26 protein-coding genes are annotated in these 26545 nt (G+C 33.4%); 19 read left to right on the plus strand and 7 right to left on the minus strand.

Going from position 1 to position 26545, the window contains the following annotated elements; all coding sequences use genetic code 11:
• The first annotated feature begins 134 nt into the window (after positions 1-134).
• Entirely contained in the window at positions 135-1760 is a 1626-nt protein-coding gene (locus ED556_RS06325; protein ID WP_296320871.1) for an ATP-binding cassette domain-containing protein, read from the plus strand.
• Between the two features lie 39 nt (positions 1761-1799).
• Here ED556_RS06325 and ED556_RS06330 read toward each other — a convergent pair whose 3' ends face one another.
• Positions 1800-2036 (minus strand): DUF2007 domain-containing protein, encoded by a 237-nt coding sequence (locus ED556_RS06330; RefSeq protein WP_296320874.1) that lies wholly within the window; start codon positions 2034-2036, stop codon positions 1800-1802.
• A gap of 62 nt (positions 2037-2098) precedes the next feature.
• Positions 2099-2818, minus strand: a complete 720-nt coding sequence (locus tag ED556_RS06335) for a hypothetical protein (RefSeq protein ID WP_296320877.1) — start codon at positions 2816-2818, stop codon at positions 2099-2101.
• 261 nt (positions 2819-3079) lie between these two features.
• Between ED556_RS06335 and katG the strand changes: the two genes are divergently transcribed.
• The gene (gene katG / locus ED556_RS06340; RefSeq protein WP_296320880.1) at positions 3080-5275 is read left to right on the plus strand and encodes a catalase/peroxidase HPI; all 2196 of its coding nucleotides are present in this window, start codon (positions 3080-3082) and stop codon (positions 5273-5275) included.
• Positions 5276-5339: 64 nt separating this feature from the next.
• Positions 5340-5810 (plus strand): ankyrin repeat domain-containing protein, encoded by a 471-nt coding sequence (locus ED556_RS06345; RefSeq protein ID WP_296320883.1) that lies wholly within the window; start codon positions 5340-5342, stop codon positions 5808-5810.
• A 2-nt stretch (positions 5811-5812) separates the two neighbouring features.
• On the opposite strand, the gene nhaC is transcribed toward ED556_RS06345, so the two are convergent.
• Positions 5813-7285: a Na+/H+ antiporter NhaC gene (gene nhaC, locus ED556_RS06350; RefSeq protein WP_296320885.1), complete on the minus strand. Its 1473-nt coding sequence runs from the start codon at positions 7283-7285 to the stop codon at positions 5813-5815.
• A 177-nt stretch (positions 7286-7462) separates the two neighbouring features.
• On the opposite strand from nhaC, the gene ED556_RS06355 reads away from it, so the two are divergent.
• Complete coding sequence (locus ED556_RS06355) at positions 7463-7765, plus strand: hypothetical protein (protein ID WP_296320888.1); 303 nt, start codon at positions 7463-7465, stop codon at positions 7763-7765.
• A gap of 40 nt (positions 7766-7805) precedes the next feature.
• A complete protein-coding gene (locus ED556_RS06360) occupies positions 7806-8843 on the plus strand; it encodes a metal-dependent hydrolase (RefSeq protein WP_296320891.1) in 1038 nt (345 codons plus the stop codon).
• On the opposite strand, the gene ED556_RS06365 is transcribed toward ED556_RS06360, so the two are convergent.
• Entirely contained in the window at positions 8840-10060 is a 1221-nt protein-coding gene (locus ED556_RS06365; protein ID WP_296320892.1) for an aminotransferase class I/II-fold pyridoxal phosphate-dependent enzyme, read from the minus strand. The two genes, ED556_RS06360 and ED556_RS06365, sit on opposite strands and share 4 nt — an antisense overlap.
• A gap of 158 nt (positions 10061-10218) precedes the next feature.
• On the opposite strand from ED556_RS06365, the gene ED556_RS06370 reads away from it, so the two are divergent.
• From ED556_RS06370 to ED556_RS06390, 5 genes are all read left to right on the plus strand, one after another.
• Positions 10219-10677: an Lrp/AsnC family transcriptional regulator gene (locus ED556_RS06370; RefSeq protein ID WP_296320895.1), complete on the plus strand. Its 459-nt coding sequence runs from the start codon at positions 10219-10221 to the stop codon at positions 10675-10677.
• 1 nt (position 10678) lies between these two features.
• Entirely contained in the window at positions 10679-11305 is a 627-nt protein-coding gene (locus ED556_RS06375) for a CPBP family intramembrane glutamic endopeptidase (protein ID WP_296320898.1), read from the plus strand.
• Positions 11306-11371: 66 nt separating this feature from the next.
• Positions 11372-12976 (plus strand): S41 family peptidase, encoded by a 1605-nt coding sequence (locus tag ED556_RS06380; RefSeq protein ID WP_296320901.1) that lies wholly within the window; start codon positions 11372-11374, stop codon positions 12974-12976.
• Positions 12977-13073: 97 nt separating this feature from the next.
• Positions 13074-14474 (plus strand): dihydrolipoyl dehydrogenase, encoded by a 1401-nt coding sequence (gene lpdA / locus ED556_RS06385; RefSeq protein WP_296320904.1) that lies wholly within the window; start codon positions 13074-13076, stop codon positions 14472-14474.
• Between the two features lie 75 nt (positions 14475-14549).
• Positions 14550-15383: a hypothetical protein gene (locus tag ED556_RS06390; protein WP_296320907.1), complete on the plus strand. Its 834-nt coding sequence runs from the start codon at positions 14550-14552 to the stop codon at positions 15381-15383.
• Here the strand turns inward: ED556_RS06390 and ED556_RS06395 are convergent.
• Together ED556_RS06395 and ED556_RS06400 are read right to left on the minus strand one after the other, a co-directional pair.
• Positions 15380-16117, minus strand: coding sequence for a LytTR family DNA-binding domain-containing protein (locus tag ED556_RS06395; RefSeq protein ID WP_296320910.1), 738 nt, complete (start codon positions 16115-16117; stop codon positions 15380-15382). The two genes, ED556_RS06390 and ED556_RS06395, sit on opposite strands and share 4 nt — an antisense overlap.
• A complete protein-coding gene (locus ED556_RS06400; RefSeq protein ID WP_296320913.1) occupies positions 16110-17168 on the minus strand; it encodes a histidine kinase in 1059 nt (352 codons plus the stop codon). The genes ED556_RS06395 and ED556_RS06400 overlap by 8 nt, the downstream gene beginning before the upstream one ends.
• Before the next feature lie 190 nt (positions 17169-17358).
• Here ED556_RS06400 and ED556_RS06405 point away from each other — a divergent pair, with 190 nt between their 5' ends.
• From ED556_RS06405 to ED556_RS06430, 6 genes are all read left to right on the plus strand, one after another.
• The gene (locus tag ED556_RS06405) at positions 17359-17742 is read left to right on the plus strand and encodes a MotA/TolQ/ExbB proton channel family protein (RefSeq protein WP_296320916.1); all 384 of its coding nucleotides are present in this window, start codon (positions 17359-17361) and stop codon (positions 17740-17742) included.
• Positions 17743-17848: 106 nt separating this feature from the next.
• Positions 17849-18250, plus strand: coding sequence for a DUF2721 domain-containing protein (locus ED556_RS06410; protein ID WP_296320919.1), 402 nt, complete (start codon positions 17849-17851; stop codon positions 18248-18250).
• A gap of 163 nt (positions 18251-18413) precedes the next feature.
• Positions 18414-18959, plus strand: coding sequence for a sigma-70 family RNA polymerase sigma factor (locus tag ED556_RS06415; RefSeq protein ID WP_296320921.1), 546 nt, complete (start codon positions 18414-18416; stop codon positions 18957-18959).
• An 82-nt stretch (positions 18960-19041) separates the two neighbouring features.
• Positions 19042-19632: a sigma-70 family RNA polymerase sigma factor gene (locus ED556_RS06420; RefSeq protein WP_296320924.1), complete on the plus strand. Its 591-nt coding sequence runs from the start codon at positions 19042-19044 to the stop codon at positions 19630-19632.
• Positions 19616-19789: a hypothetical protein gene (locus ED556_RS06425; RefSeq protein WP_296320927.1), complete on the plus strand. Its 174-nt coding sequence runs from the start codon at positions 19616-19618 to the stop codon at positions 19787-19789. Before ED556_RS06420 ends, ED556_RS06425 begins: the two co-directional genes overlap by 17 nt.
• Positions 19790-19816: 27 nt before the next feature.
• Positions 19817-20644 carry a hypothetical protein gene (locus ED556_RS06430; RefSeq protein ID WP_296320930.1) on the plus strand — a complete coding sequence of 276 codons (828 nt, stop codon included), beginning with the start codon at positions 19817-19819 and terminating at the stop codon, positions 20642-20644.
• 99 nt (positions 20645-20743) lie between these two features.
• On the opposite strand, the gene ED556_RS06435 is transcribed toward ED556_RS06430, so the two are convergent.
• Positions 20744-22099 (minus strand): DEAD/DEAH box helicase, encoded by a 1356-nt coding sequence (locus ED556_RS06435; RefSeq protein ID WP_296320932.1) that lies wholly within the window; start codon positions 22097-22099, stop codon positions 20744-20746.
• A gap of 90 nt (positions 22100-22189) precedes the next feature.
• On the opposite strand from ED556_RS06435, the gene ED556_RS06440 reads away from it, so the two are divergent.
• The 3 genes from ED556_RS06440 to ade are packed head-to-tail and all read left to right on the plus strand — an operon-like array spanning position 22190 to position 26434.
• Positions 22190-23485: an anthranilate synthase component I family protein gene (locus ED556_RS06440; protein ID WP_296320935.1), complete on the plus strand. Its 1296-nt coding sequence runs from the start codon at positions 22190-22192 to the stop codon at positions 23483-23485.
• 17 nt (positions 23486-23502) lie between these two features.
• Positions 23503-24825: a tRNA lysidine(34) synthetase TilS gene (gene tilS, locus ED556_RS06445; RefSeq protein ID WP_296320938.1), complete on the plus strand. Its 1323-nt coding sequence runs from the start codon at positions 23503-23505 to the stop codon at positions 24823-24825.
• Positions 24815-26434, plus strand: a complete 1620-nt coding sequence (ade, locus tag ED556_RS06450) for an adenine deaminase (protein ID WP_296320942.1) — start codon at positions 24815-24817, stop codon at positions 26432-26434. Before tilS ends, ade begins: the two co-directional genes overlap by 11 nt.
• Positions 26435-26545: the final 111 nt, after the last annotated feature.

Below are 26545 nucleotides of genomic sequence, written 5' to 3' on the forward strand. Positions count from 1 at the left end.
TTACGTTAGAAGCAAAAATATGGGTTGCTATGGTTAGGTCTTGTTAATGCGGCGTTAAATATTGCTATAATCGTCATAAATTTCCTCTAATCACTTAATTTTTCTACTTTTGCCGCCAATTAAAACAAGCAAAAATGTTATCAGTTTCTAACCTTTCGGTTCAGTTTGGAAAACGTATTCTTTTTGATGAGGTAAATACCACATTTAATAATGGTAATTGCTATGGAATTATAGGTGCTAATGGTGCCGGAAAATCTACGTTTTTAAAGATTTTAGCAGGTAATATGGAACCAACTTCAGGGCATGTTCATCTTGAAGCCGGAAAACGTATGTCTGTTTTAGAACAAAATCACAACAAGCATGATGAGGATACAGTTTTAGATACCGTCTTAAAGGGTAATAAGCCACTTTATAAATTAAAGTCTGAAATTGATGCACTTTATGCAGATTATACAGATGAAAATGCCGAAAAGATAGGAGAGCTTCAAGTACAGTTCGAAGAAATGAATGGTTGGAATGCCGATAGTGATGCTGCAGCAATGCTTTCTAACCTTGGTATAAAAGAAGATTTGCATTATACCTTAATGCAAGACCTTGATGGTAAACAAAAGGTAAGAGTCTTATTAGCACAGGCTTTATTTGGTAATCCAGATGTGTTAATTATGGATGAGCCTACAAATGACTTGGATTATGAAACGATTTCTTGGTTAGAAAACTTTATTGCAAACTATGATAACTGTGTCATAGTAGTTTCTCACGACCGTCACTTTTTGGATGCCGTTTGTACACATATTTCGGATATAGACTTCGGGAAAATAAATCACTACTCAGGTAATTATACCTTCTGGTATGAGTCTTCGCAATTAGCAGCAAGACAACGCGCACAGCAAAATAAAAAGGCTGAAGAAAAGAAAAAGGAACTAGAAGAGTTTATCCGTCGTTTTTCTGCAAATGTTGCTAAATCTAAACAAGCAACCAGCCGTAAGAAGATGATAGATAAATTAAATATATCAGATATCAAACCATCCAGTCGTCGTTACCCAGCTATTATTTTTGAGCGTGACCGTGAAGCAGGAGATCAAATTTTGAATATTGAAGGTCTATCTGCAAGTATTGATGGAGAATTGTTATTTAAAGGTGTAGATATCAATCTGGCAAAAGGAGATAAGGTTGTTATTTATTCTAAAGATTCTAGAGCTTCAACAGCCTTTTATCAGATTATAAACGGAAAGGAAAAAGCAGATTCAGGCAAATATGCTTGGGGTGTTACTACCAATCAATCGTACTTACCATTAGATAATAGTGAGTATTTTGATAATAAACTAACATTGGTAGACTGGTTACGTCAATGGGCTACAACCGAAGAAGAACGTGAAGAAGTTTACATTAGAGGATTCTTAGGTAAAATGATCTTTAGTGGAGAAGAAGCATTAAAGACCTCTGACGTATTGTCTGGTGGAGAAAAGGTAAGATGTATGCTAAGCCGAATGATGATGATGCGTGCTAATGTAGTTATGGTCGATGAGCCAACCAACCACTTAGACTTAGAAAGTATCACGGCTTTTAATAACGCTTTAAAGAATTTTAAAGGTACAGTATTGTTAACCACTCATGATCATGAGTTTGCACAGACTGTTGGTAACAGAATTATTGAGCTTACTCCAAATGGTGTTATTGACCGTTACATGACGTTTGATGAGTATATGAGCGATAAAAAGATAAAAGAACAGCGCGAAAAGATGTATGCTGTTAATGCTTAGTAAATAACTTAAAAAGCAATCTTAAAAGATTGCTTTTTTTTATGAAGATATCTCGTCATTAATTCTATTAATAATTTCCATAGTCTTTTCTAGTTCTTCATTATTGACATATACATCCTGATAGCCTTGATTCATGGATGCATAGCCAGCTAAGCGTTGCGACTCGCCTTCGTCTTTAATTACAGGTACAATGCCAATAGCTTCTAACTCTGCTTTTATTCTAGTGACCAAAAAGATGTTGCCACTAAACACTTTTGTATATTCAGAAACACTCATAACTTAAAGGTTTTGGTTATACCTATAAGTTACAAAAAATAGTGGGATGTTACAACTTTCAGCTAAGCGTTATAGTACTTACTATCCCAAATAGCATGATTAAAATTCTTGCCAGCAGCAAAACCATAATAGATTACCATTGCGGCTATAGACTTAAACATGAAGAAGAAAATCATACCAGCTTGAGAGGAATTCGGTTTATTTGAGAATACGCCTTCAGGGAATAGAGCTGTTGCGAAAATACTGACCAAGAAAGTCGTAAAAATCAGATTGCCAAAGTTTTTATAAGGCCACATCAGTAACTTACGAAATGGATTCAAATCATTTCCCCATTTGTGAATGAGGTAAAAATAACCGTTACCTATGGGAGCAAATAATAATGGGTCGTCAGCATTTTCTAGTTTAAACATTTTTGAAGGAGCAATGATTTTAAAGCCTTTTAATTCTGTATTATGCTGTTTTTCAATATGTTTTATTTTAGTTATAGCTTCATATGGTAGTTTGCCCTTAAAGTATTTTGAATCTAAAAAACGCAATCTGTAGTCTATACAGATTTTTTTAATTTGGTCTATGTGGTAGATATTTTTAGATTCTAGTAAATCGAATTCAAAATTGTTACCACCATATGATTTTCCATTATCGAGGGTTTTTAAAATTCTATCTTCGATTTTGGCGTCATCTTCCAAAATAGATTTTACTTCATTTAAGATATCATCTTCTCTAGTTTCTTTTTTCTTAAGTCGCTTTAGTTTTTCCTCGATATTGGTCTTTTTCAGTAACATAGCGTTTTTGTTTTAAAAATAATAATCAAATCACTCTTCTACAAGTCTTTAACAAGACTGTTTAATGATTACTCCTAATTAAATCAAGATTGATTGGTTTTGTTAGACAATAATTTTAAAATGTCATTATTTGAAACTATTCTAAATAAATTTCTCATAGACAAAAACTATTGAAAAATAAAAATATAATATCTTTTAGCTATAAGCTGCCAAACTTTATTCTTTAATTTTATAGCTAGATAAACAATTAAAAAATAAATAATGAATCATAACAACAATGGTGACGCAAGTCAATGTCCTTATTTAAGTGGCGCACAGAAACTTACAGCTGGTAGAGGAACGAGTAATAGAGATTGGTGGCCTAATGAACTTAAATTGAATATTTTAAGACAGCATGCTGAAAAATCTAACCCAATGGGAGAGGATTTTGATTATGCCAAGGCCTTTAATAGTATTAATTATGATGAATTAAAGAAAGACTTAATTGATTTAATGACCGATTCTCAAGATTGGTGGCCGGCTGATTATGGACACTATGGTGGGTTTATGATCCGTATGGCGTGGCATAGCGCAGGTACGTATCGTGTTGGTGATGGTCGTGGTGGCGCGGGTACTGGAACTCATCGTTTTGCACCGTTAAATAGTTGGCCAGATAATGGAAATTTAGATAAAGCACGCTTATTGTTATGGCCAGTAAAAAAGAAATACGGTAAGAAGATCTCTTGGGCAGATTTGATGATTTTAGCAGGTAACTGTGCTCTAGAATCAATGGGCTTTAAAACTTTTGGATTTGCAGGAGGAAGAGAAGATGTATGGGAACCAGAACAAGATATTTACTGGGGAAATGAAACAGGCTGGTTAGATAATGACGATAGATACGACACTAAAGATGGCTTATTAGAAGGTGATTTAGGTGCGGTACACATGGGATTAATCTATGTTAATCCTGAAGGGCCAAATGGAAATCCAGATCCATTAAAATCAGCTCATGACATCCGCATTACCTTTGGCCGTATGGCAATGAATGATGAAGAAACTGTAGCGTTAGTTGCTGGTGGACACACATTTGGAAAAGCCCACGGTGCTGCTAATCCTGACGAGTTTGTTGGAGTAGAGCCTCACGGTGCTTCTATTGAAGAGATGAGTACTGGATGGAAAAACACCTATAAGTCAGGTGTTTTGGATGATGCCATTACTAGCGGTCTGGAAGGTGCTTGGACACCAAATCCAACACAATGGGATGCTGATTACTTCGATGTATTATTAAATTACGATTGGGAATTAACAAAAAGTCCTGCCGGTGCACATCAATGGACACCAACAGCGGCTTCAAATGCAAAAATGGCACCAGCTGCAGGTGGAAATGGTACACAAGCACTTATGATGTCTACTGCTGATATGGCTTTAAAAATGGATCCTGGATTTAGAGAAATTTCAGAACGTTTCCATAAAGATCATGCTGCTTTTGAAGATGCTTTTGCTCGTGCTTGGTTTAAACTAACACATAGAGATATGGGACCAGTTGATCGTTATTTAGGTCCAGAAGTACCGAGCGAAGAATTAATTTGGCAAGACCCGATTCCAAAAGTAGATTATACATTAAACGATGAAGACATTGCTTCATTAAAGAAAATGGTTTTTGCATCAGGATTATCAATTTCTGAATTGATAAAAACAGCTTGGGCTTCGGCTTCAACGTTTAGAGGCTCGGACATGCGTGGTGGTGCAAATGGTTCTCGAATTCGTTTGGAGCCACAACGTAGTTGGGAAGTGAATAATCCAGATGAATTACATAAAGTATTGAATGTTTTAGAAGGCATCCAAAATGAATTTAGTGGTACTATCTCAATGGCAGACTTAATTGTTTTAGCAGGTAACGCTGCGGTAGAAGAAGCTGCTAGCAATGCTGGACATTCAGTAAATGTACCATTTAGTCAAGGTAGAGGTGATGCTTCGCAAGAGCTAACAGATGAAATTTCTTTTGGACATCTTGAGCCTGTTGCAGATGGTTTTAGAAACTATATGAAAACTAAATTAGATGTTCCGGCCGAAGATTTATTAATCGATAAAGCCAATTTATTAACGCTTTCAATCCCAGAGATGACGGCTTTAGTTGGTGGATTACGTGTCTTGGGGGCAAATCATGATGGTTCTAATCATGGTGTTTTTACAGACAATGTTGGCCATTTAACTAACGATTTCTTTACTAACATTCTTGATTTTACGTATACTTGGAGTGCGACTTCGGAAGACGAAACACTTTTTGAAGGTCGTGACCGAAGAACTGGTGCTGTTAAGTTCACAGGAACAAGAGCAGATTTAATTTTTGGTTCTAATACTGAGCTAAGAGCAGTTTGTGAAGTTTATGGAGCTGATGACGGCGAATCTCGTTTTGTAAATGATTTTGTTGCTGCTTGGGCTAAAGTGATGGATTTAGACAGATACGATTTAAAATAGATTATAATTGTTACTAGAAAAAGGAATGTGCAATTATGTACATTCCTTTTTTTATCTTTAAAATATGGATGCAACAGAATTGTTTTTTGATACCATACGAAAAGGCCTAAATGATCGCTTAGAACTTCAAATCGCAAATAATGCCTCTGTAGTAAATGCAAAAGATATGCGCGGTTTTACACCGTTAATTTTTGCAACTTATTTTAATAATTCAGAAGCCACTGAAATACTTCTGAAGCATAATGCAGAGGTAAATATAAAAGATGCTTCTGGTAATACAGCATTATTAGGAGTAAGCTTTAAAGGGAATGTACCTTTGGCTAAATTATTAATCGATAATAACGCCGATGTTAATGCTCAAAACAATAGTGGTATTACACCTTTGATCTATGCCGTACAATACAATCAAATTGAAGTGGTAAAATTACTTTTAAAGCATAGTGCAGATATGTCTGTAAAAGACAATACTGGTAAAACGGCATTAGATTATGCCAAAGAAAAAGGACTTTCTGAAATTAAAGCACTTCTAAATTAGTTTTATTTATCCTTTAGCATTTTAATCTTTATTCTTAGTGCAGCGAATAGTAGTGTTGTAAAAGGGCTCAACCAGTTGAACATTGCATATACAAAATATTCGCCTACGCCTACATTGAGCACACCACTTTGATAAGCACCACAGGTGTTCCAAGGTATTAATACTGAAGTCACAGTACCAGAATCTTCAAGTGTACGACTTAAGTTTTGGGGCGCTAAGCCTTTATCTTCATATGCTTTTTTAAACATTTTACCAGGGATAACTATTGCTAGATATTGGTCTGATGCTATTGCATTTAAACCTAAACAGCTTATAACTGTGCTGGCAAATAATCCAAAAACACTTGATGCTACAGAAAGCAGAGCTTTTGTGATACGAGATAAAGCTCCAATTCCATCCATTATTCCACCAAAAACCATAGCACACATAATAAGATAGATTGTCCATAACATTCCATTCATTCCACCAGAAGAGAATAATTCATTAAGTGCATCATTATCAGTTGCAATATTTGTATCTGTTAAAATTGAAGTAGTAATAGCAGAAAAATTTGAACTTGACAAGCTTGATAATACATCAGTTTGAAAAATAAGTGCAAAAATTATAGCCAGAATTACTCCAGAAGCTAAAGCAATTAGCGGTTTAGTTTTTACTAGGATAAGACCAATTACTGCAGCGGGTACTAAAAATAACCAAGGTGAAATATTAAAAGTATTATCAATAGATGTTAAAAGGTTACTTATATCGGCATTACCAGTTGGTTCTATAGAAAAACTTATTATTCCAAAAAATATTAAGGTTATAATAATTGTAGGCACGGTAGTAAATGTCATATACTTTATATGTGTAAACAAATCTGTACCAGCCATTGCAGGCGCAAGATTAGTAGTGTCACTAAGTGGTGACATTTTATCACCAAAATACGCACCAGAAATCACAGCACCAGCAATCATCCCTGGTGAAATGCCTAATGCAGACCCAATTCCAACTAATGCAATTCCGACAGTGGCTGATGTTGTCCAACTACTTCCAGTAGCGATAGAGATAACGGCAGCAATAATAACAGAAGCTGGTAGAAAAATTTCTGGACTCAAAACCTGTAAACCATAATATACCATAGCAGGAATTACACCACTTATAAGCCAAGTTCCAGCTAATGCACCTACTAAAAATAGTATCATGATAGGAACAAAAACACTTTTAAGATTCTCCCAGATTTCAGCGAGCATGGTTTGTACGTTCACCTTATTCAAGAACCCAACAATTGCAGCAACTCCACCACCAATTAATAGTATAATTTGATTAGTATATCCTCCAAACCATTCTTGGTCTTCTACAAAAAAAATGTTATAAGCTAAAAGCCCCATAAGAATTACAACAGGTACCATAGCTTCGAGAAAACTTAATTCTTTGTTGTCTTTTATGCTTTGCTTATCTATATCAATATCCGAGAGATTGTTATTGTCTTCTTGCATTATTTTAAATTTAGTTCTGTAATGTTACAATAATCTCAACCGTATCGCAAATTATCGGATTTTAAATTCAGTTTGTCCTATAAATATATCATTTATCGAAAAAGTGTGACTATTGTAACTGTTTGTGCGTCATATAATTAGTTAAAATGCAGATGCTTTATGAATGTAGCTAATATTATGAAAACTAAAATTTGTTCCAGATTACACGGACAAAGAAAAAATGCACTTGAGAGATATTCTAATCAATTATCTTCACTAGAGGTTAGGAATGAATTAGAGAAAAGTAACAGAGAGCTTTGTCGAAATTTACAAACACTTGATTATTTAGCTAAATTAGAATTTCATCCAGAAGCATTTAGCAAGGCATCTCAACGAAGCGAAATGCTAAGTCTAAAGCAAGAACTAAAGTCAAAAGTTGTTAAAAATATCAGTAAAATTAAATATTACAACACTTTAGTTTTAAATACTTCACAGGAATAACTAATTTCCCATTCTGAATTTTTATAGTTAAAAACCTAGAATGGATTCTCTTACTCAATTAGTTCTTGGTGCTGCCTGTGGTGAGGCTGTGCTTGGTAAAAAAATAGGAAATAAAGCACTTTTATTTGGAGCCATTGGTGGTACAATTCCAGATTTGGATGTATTTGTCGGTTCTAAACTTTACAGCAATGAAATACAAGCAATGATGTTTCATCGCGGTTTTATGCACTCAATATTTTTTGCTGTCTTGGGCGCATTTGCCTTTGGTTGGCTTGTTTTTAAACTCTATAATACTGGTAAACGAACAGATACTACTACACTAAGAGATTGGATATTATTGTTCTTTTGGGCACTATTTACACATCCAATTCTCGATGCTTTTACACCCTATGGTACACAATTATTTGCACCATTCAGTAATTATAGAGTAGCGTTTAATAATATATCTGTTGCAGACCCAGCTTATACATTACCTTTTCTGATTTGTTTAATTGTTTTAATGTTTTTTAGACGAACAAATAAAAAGCGTAAACTTTGGTTAAAATTAGGAATAGGAATAAGTTCAGCTTACATGATTTTTACATTATTGAACAAATCATCAGTTGATACTATTTTTGAAAACTCACTAAAGGATAATCGTGTTTTGTATCAGCGTTTTCAGACGCAGCCAAGTATTTTAAATAACATACTATGGTATGGTGTTGCCGAAACGCGATCGTTTTACTACTTAGGGTATTATTCGCTCTTGGATAAAGAAAAAACATTTAAAAATTGGGTGCGTATTGAAAAACGACATGACCTTTTACCGATGGATGATGAGGATTTGTCACAGCTCGCTTGGTTCAGCAAAAATTACTATAACGTCCAACAATCTAAAGATAGTATTAACGAATTTATTTACAGTGATTTAAGATACCCGTTAATGAACCCTAGTAACTCAAATTCGTCGGTATTTAAGTTTACGGTTTATAAAAAAGGTAAACGTTGGGATATCAAAACTGCGCGACCAGATTTTGATGAGAGTGCAACGTTAAGTTCTATTTTCGCACCTATGATTGAACGTTTAAAAGGTATTTAAGCCAAAGTCATTTCTGGTTCTAAAACGCCTATTTCAGTCATACACTGATACATCATTGTAAATGTACGTTCAATATCAGCATCTAAACCAATCGAAAAACGGATTAAACCATCACTAAGACCCATTTGTTGTTGTTCTTCATCTGGTATTTCTGAGGAAGTAGAACTACCAGGTGCTGAAAATAGTGTTTTATAGAACCCCAAGCTTACTGCTAGATAACCAAGATTTCGCTCCTGCATTAGCTCCATAAGTGCATTGGCTTTATCTAAACTTCCAACATCTATTGTCAACATACCCCCAAAGCCATATTCAGCATTCATCATAGACTTAAATAATTCATGTGAGGAATGAGATGCTAAACCTGGATAAACAGTTTTTAGCCCTAAGTTTTCAAACTTTTTAGCTAAATAACAAGCATTTTTGCTGTGCTGTTGCATTCTAATATGTAGCGTTCTAAGATTTTTCAATACTGATGCTGATCGTAAGCTATCCATAGTTGAGCCTAATAACATGGCAGCACCATCATTAACATTGCGCAATTGGTCAATAAACTCTTGAGTGCCACAAACAACACCACCAACTGTATCAGATGACCCATTGATAAACTTTGTTAAACTATGAATAACAACATCAGCACCTAATTTTTTTGGAGAGATAGATAAGGGTGAAAATGTATTATCTACGACGAGTTTTAAATTGTACTTTTTTGCTAGTTGCGCTAAGCTTTGGACATCTGCAACTTCTAAAAGTGGATTGCTTACAGATTCGCAATAAATTACTCTGGTTTTGTCTGTAATTGCGGCTTCGACACGCTCTAAATTTGTAATATCTACAAAAGAAGTATCGATACCTAATCTTGGGGCAAAATTCTTTAAAAATGCATATGTACCACCATAAATAGTTCTACTACTTATAATTTGTTCTCCAGCTTCGCATAATTGCAATAATACCGGAGTAATTGCACCCATACCAGAAGCAGTTACGGTCGCAGTTTCTGTGCCTTCCATAGCAGCAAGGGCTTCACCTAAGTAAAGGTTTGAAGGTGAAGAATGTCTTGAGTATAAATAACAACCATCAGCATTACCTTCAAAGGTGTCGAACATCGTTTTTGCTGATAAAAATGTATATGTAGATGAATCTGAAATTGACGGATTTACACCGCCAAATTCTCCAAAATATTGTAAATCTTGAATATTGTTTGCAGGTTTAAAGGACATAATTTGTGGTTAAAAATTTGATTCAAAATTCAGTATTAAATGAATAAAAATCAATTAAAAATTATAATATTAGAAAATAAAACTATTATTAATTAAAAATTTAGATTATTATTTTATACTTTTAATTCAAGTAATTAAAATTTAGAAAAAACAACGCTATGCAATTTGATGAGATAGATAAGAAGCTATTACACTTACTTCAAAACGATAGTAAACAAACAAATAAAGCACTATCAAATATCTTAGGATTATCTGTTACGGCAGTTTACGAACGTATACGAAAATTAGAAAACCAAGGTGTAATTATTAGCTATGTAGCACTAATTGATAAATCTAAAGTAGAAAAAGACTTCATAGCATTTTGCCATATAAAATTAACACAACATTCACAGGATTACGTTATGAAGTTTGAGCGTGAAGTTGCTAAATTGCAAGAAGTTTTAGAATGCTACCATATAAGTGGTGATTACGATTATATCTTAAAAGTGTTAGTAAAAGATATGAAAGCCTTTAGAGAGTTTATGGTTAATAAACTCACTAGCATAGATCACATTGGCAGCACTCACAGTATGTTTATGATTAATGAAGTAAAACATACCACTGAAATCGTATTGTAGCATGCAGACAACCCAATATAAACTAGTAGAGTTTTTCCTGATTTTTGTAATTACACCTGTAAGTTTTGCTTTGTCTTTTCCTATTTGGATAAAGATGGCAATTGGGATTATAGGTTTTGCCTACATCGTTTTTGTACTTTTAAAAATTGAAGGTAATAAGTTCAAGGTAAATGAAAACTTAAATTGGAGAGCATTCTGGAAACGTACCTTATTACAGTTGGCCATAATAATTGTTATCACAAGTATTTATGTGCAATTATTCGATGCTAAAAATCTGTTTTTTATGCCGCTTAAAAAACCAAATGTTTGGACGGTTATCCTTTTTATCTACTCCTTTTTTTCAGTATACCCTCAAGAGCTTATATACCGTACATTTTTCTTTCAACGTTATGAAATTTTGTTTAAAAGCGGTACACTCTTCTTGATTGTAAATGCGGCATTATTTTCATTGGCACATATCTTCTTTAGGAATACTTTGGTGATGTTTTTAACCTTTATAGGTGGTATTCTATTTGCATTGACGTTTAAGCGTACCAAATCTACCTTATTAGTTTCGATAGAACATGCTATTTACGGCTGCTGGTTATTTACTGTTGGAATGGGAGAGATGCTCGGATTTCCTACCTAGGACAATCACAGGCAACCATTAATTGAAAATTAGCGTCATTAAAAATAAAAACTTATCTAAAACTAAATGAAAAGACTACTCTTACTTGCTAGCATTATACTATTAACATCTTGTGGAAGTATCGCCACTTATAATGAAGCTGTTACTAAAATGCATCCAGTTGAAGATTTACACGAAGACGTAGATAAAGTATATCGACAATTACAAAAACTTCATCCAAGATTATATCAATACACACCAAGGGAAACATTAGATTTTAAGTTCGATAGTTTAAAAACAGCGCTCAATAAACCAATGACGAGTCGTGATTTCCATAAGGAATTATCGAAAGTTACGAAGTATGTAGGTCAAGGGCATATGTCACTTTCTTCACCAAATACTCGCTTTACAAGAAAGGAACGCAAGGCAAGACTTAAAACAAAATTCGATATTAGCAATTTAAGTTTTGAGTATGTTGATGAGCGGTTAATTATAAGAGAAGCTCGCGGAAAAGATTCGCTTTTATTGCATGCTGAAGTTTTAAAGGTTAACGACGATGATGCCATAAAGTTATTTAACACGTATAAAGAGATAGTTGCTTCTGATGGTTACAATACAACGTTTCATGATCGAGTAGTAGGTTATCGGTTTTTAGGCTATTATGCAATTCATAATGGGCGTTTTGATAGTATAAGTTTAACACTTCGAAACTCTGATTCAACATTTGTGAAGTCTTATAAACGAGAACTGAAAAACAAAAAGAAAACTGAAACAGACTCTTCAAAACAAGATTCTCTAAAACTTAAGAAACCTAAGAAGCTTTCAAAAGCACAAAGAAAGCTAAAACGTAAAGAGGACAAGATTAAATCAAAACTAAGAAGGAAAAAGAATAAGAAATATGGCTACAATTATTCAACTAAAAAATATAACAGAAATCTGAGCTTTATTGGTAAAGACAGTACAGTAGCACTATTAAAAATACGAAGTTTTACAAGAGGCAAGTACAAGGATTTTTATGAGGAAACCTTTACTCGAATCGATTCTGCACAATCTAAACATCTTATTATCGATTTAAGAAACAATTTTGGTGGTCGATTAAATGAAATCCAAAATCTATACTCTTATTTAACAGATAAAAATTTCACTTTGATTAATAGAAGTGAAACCAACACAAGATTGCCATTACTTAAGACTGCCATGAGCAATTCTAGTTCAACTGGAACCAAACTCTTTTACGGTATTTTATCTCCTGTAATAATTGCTCACAATTTAATTGCGACAAGTAAAAAAGATGGTCAGTTGTATTACAAGTTTAAAGCGTCCAAAGCGCATGAACCAAATCCGCTAAATTTTAAAGGTAAAATCTTTGTCTTAATCAATGGTAATTCTTTCTCTGCATCTTCAGTTTTATCCACACAATTAGATGGTGATAACAGAGCAACATTTGTAGGTGAAGAAACAGGCGGTGCGTACAATGGCACAGTTGCTGGGTATTACAAAAACTACACATTGCCAAACACTAAAGTTAGAGCTAGGATTGGTTTAATGCATATAGATTCAAAACACAAGACTGATCCTGATGGATACGGAATTAAGCCAGATGTAGAAATTTTGCCAACCTATCAAGATCGATTAGATAACATTGACCCGGAAATTGATTGGGTTTTAACCAAAATTGGTCAGAAAAATTAATACCATTTTACTACTATCTTATAAGGTTGTTAAAATTCGTAATTAATTAATCTAAATCGTACTTTTGTATCCGTTTTTAATCAGATAAAGTCATTTTATGAAATCATACGATGTAGCAGTAATAGGTTCAGGACCTGGTGGATATGTAGCAGCAATTCGTTGTGCACAACTAGGCATGAAAACTGCAATTATTGAAAAATATGCTACACTTGGTGGTACCTGTCTTAATGTAGGTTGTATTCCTAGTAAAGCATTGTTAAGTTCTTCACATCATTATGAAGAAGCCACAAAACATTTTGAAGAACACGGCATCGAAATTCCGGGAGAAATCAAAGTGAATTTAGAAAAAATGATTGCTCGTAAGCAGGCAGTTGTTGATCAAACTACAGGTGGAATCGATTTCTTAATGAAGAAAAATAATATCGATGTATATGAAGGTTTAGGGGCTTTTAAAGATGCTACCCATATTACAATCGAGGGCAAAGATGCTGGAGAAATTGAGGCAAAACACACCATAATTGCAACAGGTAGTAAACCAAGTAATTTACCTTTTATTAACCTAGATAAAGAACGTGTTATTACATCGACTGAAGCTTTAAAGCTTAAAGAGATTCCAAAACACCTAATAATAATTGGTGGCGGAGTTATCGGTTTAGAGTTAGGTCAGGTATATAGAAGATTGGGCGCAGAGGTTACAGTTATTGAATACATGGATCGCATTTTACCAACAATGGATGCTGGTTTATCAAAGGAACTTAACAAAGTCTTCAAGAAGGCAAAATGCAAGATGATGATGTCTCACAAAGTACAATCTGTGGAGCGTAAAGGTGATGAGGTTATCGTTAAGGCCGAAAATAAAAAAGGCGAAGTCGTTGAGTTTAAAGGAGACTATTGTCTTGTTTCAGTAGGAAGAAGACCTTATACAGATGGACTAAATGCTGAAGCAGCTGGTGTAAAGATTAACGATAGAGGACAAGTCGAGGTTAATGAGCATTTACAAACAACGACATCTAATATTTATGCTATTGGCGATGTTATTAAAGGTGCAATGTTAGCTCATAAAGCCGAAGAAGAAGGTGTTTTTGTTGCTGAAACCTTAGCAGGACAAAAACCGCATATAGATTATAATTTAATTCCGGGTGTTGTATATACATGGCCAGAAGTAGCGGCTGTTGGCAAAACTGAAGAAGAATTAAAAGAAGCTGGAACAGCTTATAAAGTAGGGCAGTTTCCGTTTAGAGCTTTAGGAAGAGCAAGAGCAAGTGGTGATATTGATGGTTTTGTAAAAATCTTAGCAGATAAATCTACTGATGAAGTTTTAGGTGTACATATGATTGGTGCACGTTGTGCAGATCTAATCGCTGAAGCAGTGACTGCAATGGAGTTTAGAGCATCTGCTGAAGATATTTCGAGATACTCTCATGCGCATCCTACATTTGCCGAAGCAGTAAAAGAAGCAGCTTTGGCGGCTACAGATGATAGACCATTACATATTTAATTCTGATTATTACGTATTAAAGAAAACTTATAGTACTTAGCGAGCTTTTTAGCTCGCTTTTTTTATTTTAGACTTATGAAAAAAATAGTTTGCCACATATCTCTTTTAAGTCTATTAGCTTGTGGTCCTAAACTTAAAACTACAGTTAAAACAACATATGAAGCTTTACCAAATGATGCTTTAGTGGTTGTTTTGGCTTTAAAAGATAACCCAGACATAAACGGAATACAAATTGGTGAACTAAAAGCCACAGATGGTGGATTAACATCAGAGTGTTCCTACTATGAAAATATTCAAAATTTTAAAGCCATAGCTCGAAAGTCTGGCGCAAATCTTATTAAAATTACACAACATAAAACACCTGATAAATGGAGTACTTGCCATCGTATTTGGGCTACAATGTATAAAGTTGATTTAGCCAATAATTATGAAACTAGTATACGATGGAGCGAAAATAGAAAACTCACTTGGGATGATTTTAAAGGAACACCAGATACAGAAAAGCACCCTAATACTTTAGCACTTACCAATTCAGGTTTTGGTTTTGAACCTAGTGCCTTCAATATTTTTAAAGATGGTCAATTATTTATAGAGGCTACAATGAATACCTACAAAAGTTGGGTATTACCAAGTGCTAAAAATAATTATGTATTACGCCATGAGCAAATACATTTTGATATTACTGAAATCTTCTCACGAAAACTGCGTAAAACATTTCAAGAAAACAATCTAAAATCAAGTGATTATTTAAGGGCAAAAGAAGTCTTCGAGGCCATTTTTGAAGAATGTCGGCAATTTCAAGAGCGTTATGACGAGGATACTAAAAAAGGAGAGAGAAGAGAAACCCAAGAAAAATGGGAAGCTATTGTTGAGATTGAATTAGCTAAATATGATGCTTATAAAAATTAAGCTTTAGAGACATCTTCTAGGCGTTTCAGAACATTACTTTTATAACTTCTACTGATAGTCAAAGATTTTTCATTTATAGTTATAAACTCATTAGTAAATGCAGAAATTTCAGAAATGGCAATAATATACGAGCGGTGAATACGTAAAAAATGAGTCTTAGGTAATTTAGCTTCAATACTACTTATAGTCTCACGGGTTACTATAGTTTTGCCTGAGCTAGATGAGGAATCCCTAGTATGAATTTTTATATAATCGCTATAACTTTCAATATAGATAATGCTTTTAAAATCTACCTTTTGCATCTGGCGGTCAGCACGGACAAAAATAAAATCTTGATTTTCTGATCGTAGTTTGGTATCTGTACTTTGAGAATCAGAGACTTCAAAGTATCTGTTTACGGCTTTTAATAAACGCTCAAAAGAAATAGGCTTTAAAATATAATCTACTGCTTGCAAATCAAATCCTTCAACTGCATAATCACGATAAGCCGTAGTAAAAATTACCTTGATATTTTTATTTATAGATTTTGCAAAAGCTATCCCAGTAATCTCTGGCATATTAATATCTAAAAACACCAAATCGATATCATATTTACTTATAGCATTAAAAGCCTCTATTGCATTACTACATTGTGCAACAATATTGATGCGTTCAATTTTAGAAAGGTGCATGGCTATAATATCTCTAGCTATTGCTTCGTCATCTACTATAAGGCAAGAAATAGATTTACTCATGCTTCAGTTTTAGTTTAAGTTGCACTTCAAAATTTGTTTCAGTTTCAAAAATTTGTAAATCGTATTGGTCTTTATAAAGTAGCTCTAAACGTTTTTTAATGTTTTCTAATCCAATACCTGTTTTATTAGTGTCAGTGTTCTCATGAGTATTTGTAATACCAAAATTGACACTGTTTTCTGTACATTCAAAATTAATAGTTATATCTAAAATACCATCTCTAATTTTTCCATGTTTAAAACTGTTTTCTACAAAAGGCAAGAATAGCATTGGTGCTAGAGTAATGGTTTTAGTACATGAATCGGCATTAAACGCTACATTCAACGTCTTATTAAATCGCATTTTCTCTAAAGCAATATAGTCTTTAATATGATGGATTTCATCGGTAAGTAATACTGAAGGTTTATCGACTTGGTAGAGTAAGTAATCTAATAAATTACTAAGCTTAAGAATCATTTCTGGAGTAGATTCGGATTTTTTTAGAGCAAAACCATAAAGTGTATTTAATGTATTAAACAAAAAATGCGGATGAATCTGCATCTTTAAATAGCTCAACTCTTGCTCTTTGAGTTTTAATTGTGCCTCTAGTATTTTGGCTTCAAGTTGAGCATTGGTTTTGGATTGTTTTAAATTCAATTTTAAAAGCTTAAAAGCACTTACAATAATAACTACTAGATATATACAAATCATTATATACAAAGCACTTCGGCTGATACTTTGTAATTTACCAAAGGTGAAATTAGTAAGGTAAGCCATCGCAAAAAAACCAGACAAGAACACAGCAAAAACAGATATAATAAGTGTGTAAACACTGTATACTGTGAATTGAATATAGCGTTTAGGGATCAAATAATCGGGTATAAGTTTGTAGATAGATACGTAGGTTGTTGCTACAGTTACGGGCATCATAAATAGTGAGAAGAGTAGAACATTACTGTCTAGAGTATTGTCAGCTCCGAACATAAACCAAAAGAACAGCAAAACTAAAACCCAAAAAAAGCTATGTAGTAGCACTTGTCTAACTCTTTGGTATGTGGATTTGTAATTAGCCATTTGTACTTTAATCTACAATAATAAACTATTTACTAATGTATTTTTTTATTTATAGACGAATAACAGATTTAAATGGGGATTTGACACTTGTGTTAAAACAGAGCTAGAATTGGTAGTTTGTCGCAAATAAAATTTTAGATCGAATATGGGGTTTATGTTTGTGGTATCACTAATCTAAAAATTTCGAATAATGAAAAATTTAACTCTTGTATCAAATCCATTTGCAGACCGATTGGCAGAAGGAGGACCAATGATGTATGTTATCCTTATTGCTTTTATATTGTCATTAGTATTTATTGTTATGGCATTTGTTAAACGAAAATCAAATACTGAACAATCTCTAAAAATGATGAATCTCTCCGCAGAGGCAAGTATATTATCACTTGTTTTAGGATGTTTAGGTTCGGTTGCCGGGATTATTCAGTTATTTGATATGGTTGAAGCACTAGGTAACGTAAGTCCAGAATTGTTCTCAGGTGGTTTAAAGGTATCACTACTGACCATTATATTTGGTTTGTTTTCATTTACAGTTGCACGGATTGCAATTTTAGCATACAAGTGGAGTTCTAAATAACTCAGGAATAGTGTTGTAAGGTTATTTTGTTTGAAGAAGCGAACTTTTTAGTTCGCTTTTTTTGTGCTTTGAGTATTATGCCTAATTTTGATAAAAATCTTTACAATTGCAACAACTTACTCTTACAACACCGGCACTTTTATTTTCTGCGATATCTTTAATAATGTTAGCCTATACCAATCGTTTTTTGGCTTATGCAGCTGTTATAAGAAACCTGAAGGATAAGTATTTGCAACAACCTGAAGCGTCAATAATTCGCCAAATAAATAACCTAAAGCTTAGACTTAGTCTTACACGGTATATGCAGATTTTAGGGATTTCAAGTTTATTGCTTTGTGTATTGACGATGTTTTTAATCTATGTAGATTACAATATTGCTGCTGCTTGGATCTTTGGTATTGCTTTAATTCTATTAATCTTATCACTCACGTTTTTAATCTGGGAAATACAAATTTCCTCAAAAGCATTAAAGCATCATTTAAGTGACATAGAAGATAGTTTATCGTAAATTTTCACTTTTTCTACTTTTTTAGTATTCACTTTGTTTTTTCGACACTACAACGTTAAAAAACGCACTTAGTCGTCTTTTGTTCATCGGCGTGTATTTTCCTTGATGCTAAAAATCTTGTGCGCGTATAGTTTTGAGTATCAATAATCCCTTACAGATAATCATGCTAACAGACAAATCCCTCATTAATGATATTATTACCAACAAAAGCTCTTTAGGGTTTGAAAGACTCTATGATCGTTATGCTTCAAAGACATATTCAACCTGTTTTTATTATGTAAAGAATGAAGCCGAAGCCCAAGATTTAACCCAAGAGATATTTATTAAGCTATATATTCAATTAGAAAGATTTAATGGTGATTCAAAATTTTCCACATGGTTTTATTCGTTTTGTAGAAACTTCTGCTTAAACTACCTAAGATCTAAAAGAGTTATGGCCAATCTTGATGATTCTATTTTCTTTTTAGAGGATGAGTCAGATACTATTGATTTATACATTGATGGTTATTCAACCAATAGAAGTGAAATGGTATATGAGGCTATGAAATCACTTTCAGAAAAAGACATTAGCATCCTAAACCTTAAATACAAACAAAACTATTCTGTAAAAGAAATTGCATCGATAGTCAATATTGGAGAAAGTGCTGTAAAAATGCGCTTGAAACGTGCAAAATCAAGATTAGCTTCTCAATTACCAATTGCGGTTTAAGTGCTTTTTCTAATTTTTTTTAGAAAAGAGTGACTTCCTGTTCTGTTCTGTGTCTTAATAGATATAATACCTAACCTGCGGAATGACCCAAGAAGTGTCTGTCCATAAATTATCTGATGAAGAATTAGTAGCCGAAATCGTTAAGACTAACGATACGCTACTGTTCGAGATTTTATATGATAGGTTTTCTTCTATGGTTTATAACAAGTGTTATGGATTTGCAAATGGTAAAGAAGAAGCAAAAGACTTAACACAAGATATTTTTTTGAGAGTATTTGTTAAGCTGGCAAGTTTCAAAGGAAAATCTAAATTTTCGACATGGTTATATACGTTTACATATAACCACTGTGTCAATTATGTAACTCGTAACACTGCAAAGAAGATTGAAAAACAATCTGTAAGTTCTGATAGTATTGAAAATATTGGTGAAAATATTGATTCTACCGAAGATTTCAAGAGTATGAAAGTGAAACAGCTCAAAAAAGTAATGGAGCTGATTTCACCTGAAGAGAAGATGATATTATTACTAAAATATCAAGATAATTTGTCTATCAAAGAATTGTCTGATGCTTTAGATATTGGAGAGAGTGCAGTTAAAATGCGCCTAAAAAGAGCAAAACATAAACTCGTACAGAAGTACGATAATTATATGAAGAATGGAGAATCCATTTGAAAGTTTAAATAAACCTCTAAAGGAGGTGCCAAAAGAGCTTAAAAGTAAAGTTATGCATGACATTGCTGTGGCAAAGCTTCTTATGGAAATCGCTGAGCTTTTTTCATATAATGTTGGTCATATTATTGACACCGTAACTAGTAAAAGAAAAAATTAATACTTAATTAACCCTAACAAAATAAGTATGGATAAGGTAACTGAATTTAAAGATGTTTTAACGCAATCATTAACCTCAATGTGGTTTGAGATAACTAAGATATTCCCAAACATCATTGGGGCTTTAATTGTCCTAATTATAGGATGGTTATTTACTAAGCTTATTGTAGGTCTTATAAAGCGCGTGCTTCGATTGGCTAAAGCGAATAAGTTAGATGATAAGCTGAATGATATAGAAATTATAGAAGGAAAAAAACTCAATTTTGATACTATTAAAATTGTATCAAAATTTGTTAAATGGGTAATGTATGTCATGCTTTTAATAATGGCTTCAGATATACTTGGCCTCGAAATTATATCTACTCAGATTAGTAATTTATTAGGCTATTTACCACAACTATTTTCGGCATTGGTAATTTTTATCCTTGGGTTATTGTTTGCTAATTTCATCAAAAAAGGATTAAAATCATTTTTTGAATCTATGGATTTGTCTGGCGGAAAATTAATAAGCCAAGCAGTATTCTTTCTACTACTCATATTTATTTCGATTACGACACTAAACCAAGCCGGTGTTAATACAGATATTATTACCAGTAATGTAACCATGATACTTGCAACTTTTCTTGTTGCATTTGCATTAGCTTTTGGATTAGGCGCTAGAGAAGTTGTAGGTAAATTATTGAATACTTTTTATGCTAGAAAGACCTATGAGGTTGGACAAAAAATAATATTTAATGGTGAGGAATATTCAATAGATGCGTTAGAAAATATATCTGTAATACTTAGAAACAAAGATGGAAAAATTATAATCCCTATCAATAACTTAACCGAAAATCAAGTACAAATGCAGGATTAACTATGAGGTTAGGGTTATAGATTTTATTTTCATAATAAAATGCGATCCTGCAGTACTTGATTGTTTTAAGGGTCTCTTTCCCCCAAAGAGGCTTTTTTATTATTTACGCTTCTTATTTCTTTTATTAAAGTTTTTATCTCCTCGAGTTTTTGGTTTCTTATATTTTTTTGCCATTTCTCGTCTATAAGAACCACCAAGATTTACCTTTTGGTTTTTAGCTTTCTTTTCATGAAATGCAGGTCCAGGTTCATCTTCTTTATTGCGTTTAGTTGGGTTGTAACGTTCTCTTATTTGTGGGCGTTCTTCTTCGATGAGTTCAGTTGAAATTTCTACATCTTCAGGTAAATCGAGAACTTCAATTTTCATTTTCATTAAAGACTCAATCCGTTCTTTAGCTTCCATTTCTTTTGGTGTAGAGAATAATAAGGCATTACCTTCTTTTTCAGCTCGACCAGTTCTTCCAATTCTATGCATATAGTTTTCTGGATAGTCTGGAGTATCAAAATTGATCACATGCGTTATATTGTCAATATCCAGTCCTCTTGCCATTACATCTGTGGCAACGAGAATTCGATGTTCACCGTTACGAAATGCTTCGATGCTTCTTAGCCGATAGTTTTGTGTTTTATTAGAGTGAATAACACAACTTTGACCGTAAAATAACGCTTCAAGTTTATCAAAAAGACGGTCAGCCATTCGTTTATAAGCTACAAATATTAAAACTCGAGAATAGCTTTCAGTATCCTGAAGTAGATGTTCTAGTAAATTGACTTTGGTGTAAAAGTTGGGTACGCTGTAAAAAGATTGTTTTATATTTTCTAATGGAGTTCCAGAAACGGCAATCTGAATTTTTTTAGGATTGATAAAAAAATCGGTAATTAAATCATCTACATCTTTGGTCATAGTGGCAGAAAACATAATATTTTGCCTACGTTCAGGTAAGATGTCAAAAATATTCATAAGCTGATGTCTAAAACCTAAATCGAGCATCACATCGACTTCATCAATCACTAATTTCTGTATGGATTTTAACTGTAAAACACGACTTACAGCTAAGTCGTAAAGCCTTCCTGGTGTCGCTACAATGATATCTAATCCCTGAGCTACAGCTTGTTTTTGGGTATTAATATTCGTGCCACCATATACACCTAGTACTCGATTGTTAATGTACTTAGAAAGCTTTTCAATTTCATCAACCACTTGAACAACTAACTCTCGTGTAGGAACCAAGACCAATACTCTTGGGTTATCTTGTCGTGAATACTTGAGATGTTTTAATATTGGTAGCATATAGGCAAAAGTCTTACCAGTACCAGTTTGTGCAATACCAACTACATCTTTACCAGAGGCTACCACATTAAATGCTTCAGCCTGAATAGGTGTAGGATTTACAAACCCTAAATCATCTAAGGCATTATATAAAGGCGTATTTAAATTTAAATCTTGAAAAGTCACACCGAAATTTTATGTGGCAAATATAATGCATATGCAATCCAGTTTATCTAAAAACTAAAATTTCGGTAAATTGCGGTAATTATTTTTCTATTGAGAACAAGTATATTTTACCCCTTAAAAAATCCCAATACATTCAAACAACAATTATTAAGTTGGGCTCAACAATTTGATGATATTGTTTGGTTAGATTCAAATAATCATAAGGATAGATACTACAATTATGATGCGGTTTTGGCAGTAGACGCTTTTACATCTATAAAAACGGATTACTTTGAAGCATTTGACAAATTAACCGAATATCAAGAGACTACTAGAGATTGGATATTTGGCTATCTCACTTATGATTTAAAAAACGCGATAGAAGAGCTGTCTTCTGACAATCCTGACCAATTATTTTTTCCAGATTTGTATTTTTTTCAACCAAAAAAACTGTTTTTAATTAAGGACAATACACTTGAGATTCAGTATTTAAAGATGGTAGATGACGAAATTGAAAATGACTTTAAGGCTATAACTCAAGTAGAAATTCCAAATCCGGATGATAAATTTCAGAAACCTATAAAAATAAAACTTAGAATTCATAAAGACGAGTATTTTGAAAAGGTAGAGCACATGTTAGCTCATATTCAACGTGGCGATATATATGAAGCTAATTTTTGCCAGGAATTCTATTCAGAAAATCACAAAATACATCCGCTTCAGACTTTCAATAAATTAAATAAAATCTCAAAGCCACCATTTGCTACATTTCTAAAAACAGATAGTAAATACTTACTGTCAGCTTCACCAGAACGCTATATTAAAAAGGAAAAAGATGTAGTGATTTCACAACCTATAAAAGGTACTGCCAAACGTTCAGAAATAGAAGAAGAAGATCGGCAATTAGCTATAGATTTGGCAAATGATGAAAAGGAGCGAAGTGAAAATATTATGATTGTAGACCTAGTGCGAAATGATTTATCACATACTGCTAAAAAAGGAAGTGTGCAGGTCGAAGAATTATGTAAAGTCTATTCATTTCTACAAGTACATCAGATGATTTCTACGATTTCGGCTAGCTTAGAGGACAATATTAAACCAGTAGACGTTTTAAAAACAACCTTTCCGATGGGTAGCATGACAGGTGCTCCTAAGATATCAGCGATGAAAATTATAGAGAATTTAGAAGAAACTAAACGTGGTTTGTATTCTGGTTCTGTAGGTTATTTTACGCCAAATGGAGATTTTGACTTTAATGTAATTATCAGGACCATTTTATACAATGAAAAGACTAAATATGTGTCTTACTCTGTTGGTAGTGCAATTACCGCCAAAAGTAGTCCTTTGAGAGAATACGAAGAGTGTTTGGTAAAAGCGAAAGCAATGCGTGAGGTGTTGGAGAATTAATTCTATACATTTGAACTGTGCAAAACCAATTTGACAACTATATCGAATCAAAACTTCCATTTCTAAAAAAAGGCAAGTCTGTTATTGCCATTTCTGGAGGAATTGATAGTGTAGTTTTAGCGCATTTATGTCATAAATTGGATTTAGATTTTGCGTTAGCGCACTGCAATTTCAATTTGCGTGATGAAGAAAGTAATGAAGATGAAGACTTTGTTTTAGAGTTAGGTGAGCAATTAGATGTAGAGACATTTGTCCAAAATTTTGATACTCAAGCTTACGCTCAAGAACATAAACTCTCAATACAAATGGCAGCGCGTGAGTTGCGCTATAATTGGTTTGAAGAATTAGCAGAGCAATTACAGTTCAATTATGTTTTAACGGCCCATCATGCCGATGATAATTTGGAAACCTTTTTAATCAATTTTACTCGTGGAACAGGTTTAAATGGCTTAACAGGAATTCCTGAAGTTAACGGTACTGTTATACGGCCATTGCTCCAATTTTCAAGATTAGAGATTGAAGATTATGCAAGAGCAAACAACATTATTTGGCGAGAAGATAGTAGTAATTCGTCCAGAAAATATTTACGAAATAAATTGCGTCATGAGGTTATTCCTATTTTAAAGGAAATAAATCCTCGATTACTCGAAAGTTTTCAAAATACCTTATCTCATCTTAATGATACAACAGATATTGTAACCGAAAGTCTAAAAGCGGTATCTAAAAGAGCTATTATTTCTAAAAACGAAAAAGAAGTCACTTATAACGTTTCAGAGTTTAAAAAAGTAAATAATTCTAAGGCATATTTGTTTGAGATGTTTAAGGATTATGGCTTTACAGAATGGAATGATGTTGAAAATTTATTAGATGCAGAAACAGGCAAATATGTAATCTCTAATACACATAAGCTGACCAAACACAGAGAGTTCTTAATCTTAACTGCATTACATCAAGAGAAACAAAATAACGATGCTATTGTCATTTCTGATCTTGAAACCAATATTCAATTACCTATTGGAGAAGTTAACTTTTCCAAAGTCACGCTGGGAAATACTAACAGCGTACAAGAAATTTATGTAGATGCTAATCAGCTCGAATTTCCTCTGCAAATACGTCAATGGAAAACAGGTGATGAATTTTATCCTTTTGGAATGAAAGGCAAAAAGAAGATTAGTAAATATTTAAAAGACGAAAAGTTAACACCATTAGAAAAAGATAATGTTTGGCTTTTAATGAGTGGTGAAAAAGTAGTTTGGGTCATGGGAAAAAGAGCAGATGAACGATTTAAAATTAATAACTCTACAACTAGCATTCTTAAAATTAAATTAATTGAAGCTTAAAGGTCATATAGTAGATATACTTAATCGCAGAGTATTTAAGGGTGAAATCACCTTCCAAGATGGTAAAATTTCTAGCATTATTGAAAAAAATTGTGCCGAAAATCATTATATCTTACCAGGATTTATAGATGCGCACATTCATATCGAAAGCTCAATGTTGGTGCCTTCAGAATTTGCAAAGGTAGCAGTAAAGCACGGCACTGTAGCAACTGTATCTGACCCACACGAAATAGCAAATGTTCTTGGTGTAAAAGGTGTTGAGTTTATGATAGAAAATGGGAAACAGACTCCTTTTAAGTTCAATTTTGGCGCACCATCTTGCGTGCCAGCAACACCTTTCGAATCTGCAGGTGCAATTATCGATTCAGAAAATATTAAAGCTTTAATGGCTAACCCAGATATAAAGTATATGGCGGAGATGATGAATTATCCAGGTGTAATTTACGATGATGCCGAAGTCCATAAAAAAATCGATTGGGCAAAGCATTATAATAAGCCTATTGATGGGCATGCACCAGGATTGCGAGGTGAAGACTTGAACAAATACATTTCGGCTGGAATATCTACCGATCATGAGTGCTTTACCTATGAAGAAGGTCTTGAGAAGTTACAAAAAGGAATGAAAGTCATTATCCGAGAAGGCAGTGCTGCAAAAAACTTTGATGCGCTGATTGATTTGCTAGATGCACACTACAAGAATATGATGTTTTGTAGCGATGACAAACATCCTGATGATTTATTGCTAGGTCATATTAATCAACTGTGTGCTAGAGCAGTTAAAAAAGGTATTGATGTGTTTAAAGTATTACAAGTGGCTTGTATTAATCCTGTACGACATTACAATCTAGATGTTGGATTGCTTAAAGTTGGTGATACTGCAGATTGCACAATTGTTGAAGATCTAGAAAATTTTAAAACCATTCAGACTTATATAGATGGTGAATTGGTTTTTGATAATGGCAACTCAAAGATTAAAACTATTGACTTTAAAAACCTGAATAACTTCAATACAAATAAAAAAGAAGTATCTGACTTTAGATTCGAATCTAATTCACCAAATATTAGAGTAATTGAATGCTTAGATGGAGAATTGATTACAAATGAAGGTATTGATTCCTCAACAATTAGCAATGGTAACCTTGTTTCAAATACTAAAACTGATGTGCTAAAAATGGCAGTTGTTAATCGCTATAAAAACGAAAAACCTGCTATTGCATTCATCAAGAATTTTGGACTTCAAGAGGGTGCAATTGCATCGTCTGTAGGTCACGATTCACATAATATTATTGCTGTAGGCGTTTCAGATGAAGCTATTTGTGAGGCCGTAAATCTTATAATTGAAAATCGAGGCGGAATATGTGCAGTTTCAGATTCTAAGGAAAAAGTAGTACCGCTTCCTGTTGCGGGTATAATGAGTGATAAAAATGCCGAAACTATTGGTGCAGCGTATTCACATTTAGATAAAATGGCAAAAGATTTAGGCAGTAAGTTACATGCACCATACATGAGCTTATCTTTTATGGCATTATTGGTAATTCCTTCTTTAAAATTGAGCGACAAAGGACTGTTTAATGGAAATTCATTTCAATTTACCAGTGTAGAAGTCTAAAATTAAAATTGGTCACTGTGCTTGCTTGTGCTGAGCGAAGTCGAAGCATTAACATTTCTTTCTCAAATCATTCTCTAGAATGAACTATCTTTAGGCGTCAAAAAAACTAAC

Origin of the sequence: Winogradskyella sp. (assembly GCF_003712105.1) — a bacterium.
Lineage (GTDB): Bacteria > Bacteroidota > Bacteroidia > Flavobacteriales > Flavobacteriaceae > Winogradskyella.